This is a genomic window from Brevundimonas sp. (assembly GCF_004210735.1).
Classification (GTDB): domain Bacteria; phylum Pseudomonadota; class Alphaproteobacteria; order Caulobacterales; family Caulobacteraceae; genus Brevundimonas.
Genome location: NZ_SDZL01000068.1, coordinates 1 through 10,245, shown reverse-complemented (window position 1 = coordinate 10,245; position 10,245 = coordinate 1). Strand labels below are relative to the sequence as shown.

The 10,245-nt window shown below is 68.7% G+C and carries 9 protein-coding genes; 3 read left to right on the top strand and 6 right to left on the bottom strand.

Translation table 11 applies throughout. The annotated features are described in order from the left end of the window. The 3 genes from EON91_RS12590 to folD all read right to left on the bottom strand — a co-directional run. The coding region (locus EON91_RS12590; RefSeq protein WP_292095317.1) for a YgcG family protein at positions 1 to 718 on the bottom strand (718 nt) is incomplete at its 3' end. Positions 719 to 759: 41 nt separating this feature from the next. Then, complete coding sequence (locus EON91_RS12585) at positions 760 to 1,452, bottom strand: LemA family protein (RefSeq protein WP_292095315.1); 693 nt, start codon at positions 1,450 to 1,452, stop codon at positions 760 to 762. A 70-nt stretch (positions 1,453 to 1,522) separates the two neighbouring features. Then, positions 1,523 to 2,428: a bifunctional methylenetetrahydrofolate dehydrogenase/methenyltetrahydrofolate cyclohydrolase FolD gene (gene folD, locus EON91_RS12580; RefSeq protein WP_292095313.1), complete on the bottom strand. Its 906-nt coding sequence runs from the start codon at positions 2,426 to 2,428 to the stop codon at positions 1,523 to 1,525. A 106-nt stretch (positions 2,429 to 2,534) separates the two neighbouring features. Between folD and EON91_RS12575 the strand changes: the two genes are divergently transcribed. Both EON91_RS12575 and fni read left to right on the top strand, forming a co-directional pair. Further along, positions 2,535 to 4,391, top strand: coding sequence for a PPC domain-containing protein (locus EON91_RS12575; protein ID WP_292095312.1), 1,857 nt, complete (start codon positions 2,535 to 2,537; stop codon positions 4,389 to 4,391). A 42-nt stretch (positions 4,392 to 4,433) separates the two neighbouring features. Then, entirely contained in the window at positions 4,434 to 5,471 is a 1,038-nt protein-coding gene (gene fni / locus EON91_RS12570; protein ID WP_292095310.1) for a type 2 isopentenyl-diphosphate Delta-isomerase, read from the top strand. Between the two features lie 226 nt (positions 5,472 to 5,697). Here the strand turns inward: fni and EON91_RS12565 are convergent, their stop codons facing one another. Further along, a complete protein-coding gene (locus EON91_RS12565) occupies positions 5,698 to 6,249 on the bottom strand; it encodes a hypothetical protein (protein WP_292095308.1) in 552 nt (183 codons plus the stop codon). Between the two features lie 183 nt (positions 6,250 to 6,432). On the opposite strand from EON91_RS12565, the gene EON91_RS12560 reads away from it, so the two are divergent. After that, positions 6,433 to 7,182 carry a peptidase gene (locus EON91_RS12560; protein WP_292095306.1) on the top strand — a complete coding sequence of 250 codons (750 nt, stop codon included), beginning with the start codon at positions 6,433 to 6,435 and terminating at the stop codon, positions 7,180 to 7,182. A 25-nt stretch (positions 7,183 to 7,207) separates the two neighbouring features. Here EON91_RS12560 and hutH read toward each other — a convergent pair whose 3' ends face one another. After that, positions 7,208 to 8,737 carry a histidine ammonia-lyase gene (gene hutH / locus EON91_RS12555; protein WP_292095304.1) on the bottom strand — a complete coding sequence of 510 codons (1,530 nt, stop codon included), beginning with the start codon at positions 8,735 to 8,737 and terminating at the stop codon, positions 7,208 to 7,210. Between the two features lie 196 nt (positions 8,738 to 8,933). After that, on the bottom strand, positions 8,934 to 10,245 hold a 1,312-nt coding region (gene hutU, locus EON91_RS12550), incomplete at its 5' end, for a urocanate hydratase (protein ID WP_292095303.1).

Here is a 10,245-nt window from a genome sequence, read left to right as displayed (position 1 = left end):
CGCTTCCACCGCCCCAGCCGCCACCGCCGCCCTTGCCACTGTTGCGCAAGGCCTCGCTGGCGACCCACAGCAGGATGCCGGCCATGTCGCCGCGTCCGCGACGGCCCCGGCCCGCAGCCCCGCCGATCAGGCCCAGGAACAGGAACAGGAACACCAGCGCCACGACGATGCCGGGGAAGATCGGCGCCTCGGGCTTGGCGACCGGAACCGCCGCCGCGCGGGCCTGGGCCTCGGCCGGATCGAGCCGCAACTGCTCGTCGATAGCGTCGACGCCGGCGGTGATACCGACCTCGAAGGCGCCGGTGCGGAACGACGGCAGGATGCGGGTCTGGATGATCTGGGTCGACAGGGCGTCGGTCAGGATGGGCTCAAGGCCGTAGCCGACCTCGATCCGGACCTTGCGCTCGACCGGAGCGATGATCAGCAGGACGCCGTTGTCGGTCTCCTTCTGGCCGATGCCCCAGGCGCGGCCCAGCCGGTAGCCGTAATCCTCGATCTCATAGTCCTGCAGGCTGTTGACCGTAACGACCACCAGCTGGTCGCCGGTGTCCCGCTCCAGCGCCGCCAGCTTTTCGGTCAGGGCGACCTCACCCTCGGGGCTGATCAGCTTGGCCTCGTCGACGATGCGGCCGGTCAGCTGGGGAAAGGTCGGGCCTGCCTGGGCGAAGGCGGGCACGCATAGCGCCAGCCACAGCAGGGCCATGGCGAGCGTCGCCATGGCCGCGCGTGTCATGATGATCCGGGAGGCCAGCAGCGGGATCACTGGGCGGCAGGCGCCGGCGTTGCGGGCGGCGTCGAGCCCGGAGCGACGGCGGGGGCAGCCCCACCGGGTTGTGCGCCGGGGGCGCCGAGGTTGAAGTTCACCTGAGGCGCGCTCTGGGCCTCGGCCGTGGCGCTGAACATCTGCATCGGCTTGGCGTCCGACTGGAAGGTCTTGGCCCAGATCACGGTCGGGAAGGTGCGCAGCGAGGTGTTATAGTCGCGGACCGCCTCGTTGTAGTCGCGCCGGGCGATGGTGATGCGGTTCTCGGTGCCTTCCAGTTGCGACTGCAGGGCCAGGAAGTTCTGGTTGGCCTGAAGCTGCGGATAATTCTCGACCACCATCAGCAGGCGGGACAGGGCCTGCGACAGCTCGCCCTGGGCGGCCTGATAGCGCTGGAAGGCGGCGGGGTCGTTCAGGGTCTCGGGCGAGACGGTGACGCCGGTCGCGCGGGCGCGGGCCTCGACCACCTGGGTCAGGGTCGTGCGTTCCTGCACCGCCGCGCCCTGAACCGTGGCGACCAGGTTCGGCACCAGATCGGCGCGGCGCTGATACTGCGACTGGACATCGGCCCAGGCGGCGTTGGCGCGTTCCTGCTTGGTCGGGATGGTGTTGTAACCACAGCCCGCCACGGCGGGGGCCAGGATGACGACGGCGGCCAGACCGGCCGTGCGGGGACTGAAGCGAACCATTGAAGGTCTCCTGACGATCGGCCCTCGGCCGCTTTTCGAGTCGCGACTATCCGCGCTTAGCGGTTCGCCATCAAGCCAGCGATTCAACCTCTGCGCCCACCGTGCGGCAGGCGGCGGTGTAGGTATTGGCCAGCAGGCAGGCGATGGTCATGGGGCCGACGCCGCCGGGCACGGGGGTGATACGACCCGCGACCTCGACGGCCTCGGCATAGGCCACGTCGCCGACGACGCGGGTCTTGCCCTCGGCAGCCTTGTCCGGATCCTTTGACGGTACGCGGTTGATGCCCACGTCGATGACGGTCGCGCCCGGCTTGATCCAGTCGCCGCGCACCATCTCGGCCCGGCCAACGGCGGCCACCAGAATGTCGGCGGTGCGGCACAGGGCGGGCAGGTCGCGGGTCCGCGAGTGGGCGATGGTGACGGTGCAGCTTTCGCCCAGCAGCAGCTGCGCCATCGGCTTGCCGACGATGTTCGAGCGGCCCACGACCACGGCGTTCAGCCCCGTCAGGTCGCCCAGCGCGTCCTTCAGCAGCATCAGGCAGCCCAGCGGCGTGCAGGGCACCAGACCCGGCAGGCCGACCGCCAGTCGCCCGGCGTTGACGACATGGAAGCCATCGACGTCCTTGTTCGGATCGATGGCGGACAGCACGGCGTCCGCTTCGATATGGGCGGGCAGGGGCAGCTGGACCAGGATGCCGTGGATGCCCGCATCGGCGTTCAGGGCGGCGATCAGGGCCAGCAGCTCGGCCTGGGTGGTCGTGTCGGGCAGGCGGTGGGTGTCGGACCGCATCCCGGCGCGCTGGGTCGTCTCGCCCTTGTTGCGGACGTAGATCTGGCTGGCGGGATCTTCGCCCACGATGACGACGGCCAGGCCCGGCTTGACGCCGTGGGCCGCCTCCAGCCGCGCCGAGGCGGCGGCGACGCGGTCCACCAGTCCGGCGGCGAACGCCTTTCCGTCGATGGGAACTGCGGTCATGGAGGGCTCCTGGCGCTGATAGGGAAGTCTGGGGAGAAGGCTGTGCTGGCGATTTACAGACGGGGCCGTTCGGCGTCTATGATCGCCGTCGAACAAGAGGGTCCTCATGCGCCGCACGATCATCGCCGCCTCCGTCAGCCTGCTGGCGCTTGTCACCGCCGCACCCGCCCTGGCCCAGGATGCGCGGGATCTGGCGATCGGCGCGGACATCAAGGGTGAGCTGAGCGCCAGCGATCCGCGTCTCGCGGACGATGATGACGCGCGCTACGACGATTATCGCGTGGCCGTGCGCGCCGGCCAGCGGCTGGAGGCGGTGATGCGGTCCTCGGCTTTTGACGCCTATCTGGCGGTCTATGCCGCCGACGCGAACGGCGCCCCCGAGGGCGAGCCGCGCGCCACCGACGATGACGGCCTGGGCGAAGGAACCGATTCCCGCCTGCGCTTCACCGCCGACCGCGACGGCGCCTATGTGCTGCGCGCACGCAGCCTGGGGACCGACGGAACCGGCGCCTACACCCTGTCGCTGATCGAGCGCCCGGCCGCCCCGCCGGCGCCGCGCCCGGCGACGATCCGCGTCGGCGACGAGGTGAAGGGCGAGCTGACCTCTTCCGATCCGGAACAGGACGACGGCTCGGCCTATGACGCCTATGCCCTGTCGGCGCGCGCCGGACAGCGGTTCGCCATCGGTCTGAACAGCGAGGCCTTCGACCCGGTGCTGCGGGTGGGGCGCGCGGGACAGGCGGACGTGTTCGAGGAACTGGCCAAGAACGACGATGCGCCCTCGGGCGGGCTGAATTCCTTCCTGATCTTCACGGCGCCGGACAGCGGCGACTATCTGATCCGGGCGACCGGCCTGAACGCCACGGCCGAGGGCGACTATACGCTGACGGTGGCGGACGGCCCGCCGCCGGCGCCGGTGTCCGCCCTGCGGTTCGACACGCCGGTCCGGGGTCGCCTGACGGTCGATACGCCGCTGAACGAGGGCGGCCAGCACGCCGACGCCTGGCGTTTCCGGGGGCGCGAGGGGCAGCGGGTGGTCATCAACCTGACGTCCGACGCGTTTGACACCTATCTGCAGCTGTTCCGCGAGACGAACGGATCGCGCCAGAGCATTGCCGAGGACGACGATAGCGGGGCCGAGGGCACCAACTCGCGTATCGCCTTCACCCTGCCGGCCACCGGTGACTATGTGGTCGAGGCGCGGGCCTTCAGCGAGGGAACCGGCGCGTATCAGTTGAAGCTGGAGGAGGCGACGCCGGAGCCCCCGCCCGGAACGCTGACCTTCGGCGCGACCATCTCGGGCGAGATCGGCGACCGGGATCCCCGCGACGATGAGAATCGGGGTTTCGACGCCTATCGCTTCCGCGGCGAGGAAGGTCGCAGAGTTCAGGTGATCGTGCGCTCGGGCGATTTCGACGCCTTTGTCGCCATCGGTAAGGTGATCGACGGTCAGTTCGTGGTGCTGGGCTCCGATGATGACGGCCTGGGCGAGGGAACGGACGCGCGTCTCAGCTACACGACGGAAAACACCAGTGAATACATAGTACGCGCGTCGCCGCTGGGATCGGATGGCAAGGGCCTGTACTCGATCGAGCTGATCGATCAGGGACCGGAGCCCAAGCCGGGCAGCATCGTGGTGGGCGGCGCCGCGCGCGGGACGCTGGGCGTCGGCGACTCCATGGCCGAGGACGGCAGCTATTACGAAGCCTATCGCCTGCACGCCAAGAAGGACGAGAAACTGAACCTGACGCTCGTCTCCAATGATTTCGACGCCTATGTCAGCATCGGTCGGATCGACGACGGCGACTACACCCAGTTGGAGGCCGACGACGACGGCCTGTCGGACACCCATGCCCGGCTGGAGTGGACGGCGCCCGAGGACGGTGAGTACGAGGTCCGCGCGGGCAGCTTCGCCCAGGGTGAAACCGGGGCCTATGCGCTGATGATCGACCGAAAGCCGTAAGGTCGCCGTTACGCCGGGCCGAGTGAAGCGTTATGGGGCGTCATGAAGCCTGAATCCCCCATCCGCCGCCGCAAGGACCAGCATCTGGACGTCGTCCTGGCGGGGGGAGGTCGTCATGCGCTGGACGGCGGGTTCGGCGTCGTGCGCTTTGTTCATGAGGCGCTGCCGGACCTGGATCACGCCAAGATCGATCTGGGCGCGGACTTTCTGGGTCGGCGGCTGAAGGCGCCGCTGCTGATCAGCGCCATGACGGGCGGGCCCGAGCGGGCCGAGGCGATCAATGCGCGGCTGGCCGAGGCGGCCCAGCATCTGGGCATCGCCCTGGCCGTGGGGTCGCAACGCGGCGCGCTGGAGGGCGGGGCGACCGGGGGGCTGGACGCCACCTTGCGCGACAAGGCGCCGGACACGCCGATCCTGGCCAATATCGGCGCGGCCCAGCTGACGCGCGGCTTTGGCGTCGACGAGGCGCGCCGGGCGATGGAGATGATCGGCGCCGACGCCTTGGTGGTGCACCTGAACCCGTTGCAGGAGGCCTGTCAGCCCGAGGGCGACCGTGACTGGTGGGGCGTGGGCGCGGCGCTTGAGGCGCTGATCCTGAAGCTGGAGGCGCCGGTGGTGGTCAAGGAGACCGGGGCCGGGATCTCGGCGGCGACGGCGAAACGGCTGTGCGACATGGGCGCGGCGGCCATCGACGTGGCCGGGGCCGGGGGCTCGAACTGGGCCCTGATCGAGGGCGAGCGGTCCGAGGGCGCGGCGGACAAGGCGCACGCCGCCGCCTTTGCGGACTGGGGCATACCGACCGCGCGGGCCATCGCCGAGGCGCGGGCCGCCTGTCCCAGCGCGCTGCTGATCGGATCGGGCGGCATCCGCGACGGCGTGGACACGGCCAAGGCGATCCGTCTGGGCGCGGACATCGTGGGTCAGGCGGCGGGCGTGATCCAGGCGGCGACAGTCTCGACCGAGGCGGTGGTGGACCATTTCCAGACGGTCATCCGGCAGTTGCGGACGGTCTGTTTCTGCACCGGCTCGACCCATCTGGCGGCGCTGAAAAAGGCTCCGCTGCAACGCACGGCGCCCTGACCTTGCGCCGCAGGCGTTGCACTGCACGGCGAAAAAATCAGTGCAGTGCAGTGCATCAGTGCAATGCGCGCCAGCAAATCGGGCAGCGCGCGGGACGGACGATTTCAAGGATCGACAGCGATCATAACACCGCCCGCGGCGCGGATATCAGAACGCGCCGGGCGGGGCGCAAACGTCGGTGCTGACAGCAAAGGCCGTGATGGCCGATCCGCCCGATATGGCGCCGTCAGAAGAAGATGCTGTCCCGCTTCAGTTCGCCTGCGCCTGAGGCGTCCGACGTGAAGGCCGGCGGCTCGGCGGCCTGACGGGCCTCAATCGCCTCCATTCGAGCCTGACGGTCGGCGCGCTGTGCGGCATAGTCAGGCTGCGGTTGATTGAAGCCATAGCTGCGGTCGCGCGGGTCCAGACGGATGGGTTCGATCCCCGGCTGGGGCGCATCGGTGCGCACCACCGGCATGCCGGTGACGGGCGGGGGCAGGGCAGGTTCCGGCTCGATCCAGGCGGTTTCGACATGGACGTCGTCGAACGGGTCGCCGTGCAAGGCTGTCAGGATGGCGGGATCATGTTCATAACCCTCGACCAGTTCGCCGACGGGCATGACGCCGCCGGGCTGGACCTCAGGCTCGACCGGGGCGACGACGGCGATGTTCAACAGACGACCCGTCGGAGTCGCGCCAGCCGAAGCCGTGCTGTTCCACGCCGCCAGTCCCAGGCCGCCGATCGCCAGCACGGCGACACCCGCCACGGCCGACCAGACGATGATCCGATCCCTGTTCATTACTCAACTCCACTACACACGTCGCCCCCCTGACGACAGCGATAGCGCGCAGGGAGGCGAGGGGTTCAAGTGGCCGTTCCGCCATAGCGGTGCGTAATTTGGTGAACCCTGTTCGAGGACTCTGGACCTGATTGGCAGCCGGCGCGATGGTCCATCACAAACATCGCTGATCGGGGGAGCAACATGCGGCGATATCTGATGGCCCTGGGGGCCGCGAGCCTGATCTGCATCGCGCCGGCGGCCGCGTCGGCGCAGAGCCGGATCGCGGTGGGTGACACTGTGGACGGGGCGCTGGACGCCCGCGACGCCCGCCTGGGCGATGACAGCTATTACGATTGTTATCTGCTGAGGATCGACCGGCCCCAGTCGGTGGCCATCACCCTGAAGTCCTCTGCCTTTGACGCCTATCTCGGCGCCGGCCACGGTGTGACGTGCGGCGGTGAAGCGGCCGAAACCAATGACGACGGCCCTTCGATGGGCACGGATTCATATCTGGCGCTGGAACTGGGGCAGGGCGAGTATTTCATCCGCGCCAACAGCCTGAGCGCCGACAAGACCGGCGGCTACACCTTGTCCATCGCCCCCATTCAGGGCGGTTCGGATGACAACGTCACCACGCTGGAAGGACGCCTGGGTCAGGACGACCGCAAACTGGCCGACGGCAGCTATTACGATTGTGTCGACGTTCGGGGGCGCGAGGGCCAGCAATTGACGGCCGGGATGGAGTCCGAGGATTTCGACACCTATCTGGCCATTCTGGAAGGCGGCGGTTGTCAGGGCTCCTCGTTGGGCACGAATGACGACGGTGATGATCTGGGCACCGACTCCCTGCTGGCGGTGACCCTGCCGAGCGATGGGGTCTATTCCATCCGCGCCAACAGTCTCTCGGCCAACCAGACCGGCGCCTATCTGCTGCACTACGCGCTGGACTAGGACGCGCGCCGCGCGCCGTCGATCGTCAGGTCGACGGCAGCAGGTCCGCAGCAAAGGTGCGATAGCGGCCCGCCCGCACCCCCTCCGTCGCCCGCTCTATGTCCGGCGCGAAATAGTGGTCGGCCGTATAGGGCGCGGCGGCCTCTCGCACGATGGCGTAGGCCTGTTCCAGTTGGGGTGAACTGGTCAGGGGGCGGTGGAACTCCAGTCCCTGTGCAGCGGCCAGAAGCTCGATGCCGACCACGGTCGCCGTGTTCTCGGCCATGTCCAGCAGGCGGCGCGCGCCGTGTGTGGCCATGGAGACGTGGTCTTCCTGATTGGCGCTGGTCGGCACGGTGTCGACGCTGCACGGATGGGCGACCATGCGGTTCTCGGCGACCAGGGCCGCCGCCGTCACCTGGGCGATCATGAAGCCGGAGTTCAGGCCGCTTTCCCTGACCAGGAAGGCGGGCAGTTCGCTCATCTTCGGGTCGACCAGGATGGAGGTGCGACGCTCGGAGATGTTGCCGATCTCGCACAGGATCATGGCGATCTGATCTGCTGCGAAAGCAACAGGTTCGGCGTGGAAGTTGCCGCCCGAGATGACGTCTCCGTCTTCGATGAAGACCAGCGGATTGTCGGTCACGGCGTTGGCCTCGCGCTCCAGAGTGGCGGCGGCGGCTTTCATGACGTCCAGCACGGCGCCCATGACCTGGGGCTGGCAGCGCAGGGAGTAGGGGTCCTGCACCTTGGAACAGTCGTGGCGGTGGCTGTCGCGAATGGCGCTGCCGGCCATCAGGGTGCGCAGGGCGGCGGCGACCGCGATCTGGCCCGGCTGGCCGCGCAGGGCGTGGATGCGGTGGTCGAACGGCGCGTCCGACCCCTTCAGCGCATCGACCGACAGGGCCCCGGCGGCGATGGCGGCGGCGAAAACATCCTCGGTTGCGAACAGGCCGGCCAAGGCCAGGGCGGTCGAGCACTGGGTGCCGTTCAGCAGGGCCAGACCCTCCTTGGGGCCCAGGACGACGGGGGTCAGCCCGACCTTGGCCAGGGCGGTTTCGGCGTCCAGCGTCTGACCTTGCCACCGCGCCTCGCCGACGCCGATCAGCACGCACGACATATGGGCCAGCGGCGCCAGATCGCCCGAGGCGCCGACCGATCCCTTGGACGGGATGCAGGGCAGGACCTCGCCGTTGACCATGGCGATCAGGGCCTCCAGCGTTTCGCGGCGCACGCCCGAGGCGCCCCTGGACAGGCTGGCGATCTTCAGCACCATCAGCAGGCGGGTGACGTTCTCAGTCAGCAGCGGGCCGACGCCGCAGGCGTGGCTGAGCACCAGGTTCTTCTGAAGGGTTTCAAGATCTTCGGCCGCGATGCTGGTGTTGGCCAGCAGGCCGAAGCCGGTGTTGATGCCATAGACGGTCCGCCCCTCGGCCAGGATTGCGGCGACCGTGGCCGCGCCCTTTTCGACATTCGCCCAGGCGGCGGGGGTCAGGCTGACGGTGACGAGGCCGTTCAGGGCCGCGCGCAGCTGGGCGAGGGTGAGCGGGGACTGGCCGATGGTGATGTGGGTCATTCTTGGCGTTCCGAAGTCAGGGTTCCCTCTCCCGTGGGGAGAGGGCTTGAGCGCACGGATGCGTCAGCATCCGTTCTGGCGCGAAAGGGTGAGGGTGTTCGGCGCTTGAGCAGGACAGGGCGTAACCCCTCACCCGACCGCGCCAGGACGACGACTGCGCCGCCGTGCGCGGTCTCCCTCTCCCGCTGGGAGAGGGTCATGTTAGCGACGGCAGGTTGAGGCCGTGTTCCTTTGCGGCGTCCCTGGCGATGTCGTATCCAGCGTCGGCGTGACGCATGACGCCCGTGGCCGGGTCGTTCCACAGGACGCGCTCCAGCCGCTTGGCCGCTTCCGGCGTGCCGTCGGCGACGATGACGACGCCCGAGTGCTGGCTGTAACCCATGCCGACGCCGCCGCCGTGATGCAGCGACACCCAGCTGGCGCCGGAGGCGGTGTTGAGCAGGGCGTTGAGCAGGGGCCAGTCGGACACGGCGTCGGAGCCGTCCTGCATGGCCTCGGTCTCGCGGTTGGGGCTGGCGACGGAGCCTGAGTCCAGATGGTCGCGGCCGATGACGATGGGGGCCTTAAGCTCGCCCGAAGCCACCATCTCGTTGAACATCAGGCCCGCGCGGTGACGGTCGCCCAGGCCGATCCAGCAGATGCGCGCGGGCAGACCCTGGAAGGCGATGCGCTCGCCCGCCATGTCCAGCCAGCGGTGCAGGCCGGCGTTGTCAGGGAAGAGCTTCTTCATCGCCTCATCCGTCTTGCGGATGTCCTCGGGATCACCCGACAGGGCGGCCCAGCGGAACGGGCCGATCCCACGGCAGAACAGCGGGCGGATGTAGGCGGGGACAAAGCCGGGGAAGTCGAAGGCGTTGGTCAGGCCCTGGTCGAAGGCGACCTGGCGGATATTGTTGCCGTAGTCGGTGGTCGGGATGCCCATGGCGTGGAAGTCGAGCATGGCCTGAACGTGGACGGCCATCGACTGACGCGCGGCGGCCTCGACCGCAGCGGGGTCGCTGTCGCGCTTTTCCTCCCACTCGGCGACGGTCCAGCCGGTAGGCAGGTAGCCGTTGACCGGGTCGTGGGCGCTGGTCTGGTCGGTCACCAGATCGGGGCGAACGCCGCGCCGGACCATCTCAGGCAGAAGGTCAGCCGCATTGCCCAACAGGCCGATCGACAAGGGTTTCTTGTCCTTGAACGATTGCTCCAGCAGGGCCAGGGCCTCGTCCAGGGTCTCGGCCATGACATCGACGTAGCGGGTGCGCAGGCGGAACTCGATGCGGCTGCGCTGGCACTCGATGGTGATGCAGGAGGCGCCGGCCATGGTCGCGGCCAGGGGCTGGGCGCCGCCCATGCCGCCCAGGCCCGCCGTCAGGATCCACTTGCCCGACCAGTCGCCACCATAGTGCTGGCGACCCGCCTCCATGAAGGTCTCGTAGGTGCCCTGCACGATACCCTGGGTGCCGATGTAGATCCACGACCCGGCCGTCATCTGGCCGTACATCATCAGACCCTTGCGATCGAGT

Coding starts and splice junctions, on each gene's coding strand:
- fni (WP_292095310.1), top strand. CDS start 4,434: ATGAAGCCTGAATCCCCCATCCGCCGCCGCAAGGACCAGCATCTGGAC.
- folD (WP_292095313.1), bottom strand. CDS start 2,428: ATGACCGCAGTTCCCATCGACGGAAAGGCGTTCGCCGCCGGACTGGTG.
- EON91_RS12560 (WP_292095306.1), top strand. CDS start 6,433: ATGCGGCGATATCTGATGGCCCTGGGGGCCGCGAGCCTGATCTGCATC.
- EON91_RS12565 (WP_292095308.1), bottom strand. CDS start 6,249: ATGAACAGGGATCGGATCATCGTCTGGTCGGCCGTGGCGGGTGTCGCC.
- EON91_RS12585 (WP_292095315.1), bottom strand. CDS start 1,452: ATGGTTCGCTTCAGTCCCCGCACGGCCGGTCTGGCCGCCGTCGTCATC.
- hutH (WP_292095304.1), bottom strand. CDS start 8,737: ATGACCCACATCACCATCGGCCAGTCCCCGCTCACCCTCGCCCAGCTG.
- EON91_RS12575 (WP_292095312.1), top strand. CDS start 2,535: ATGCGCCGCACGATCATCGCCGCCTCCGTCAGCCTGCTGGCGCTTGTC.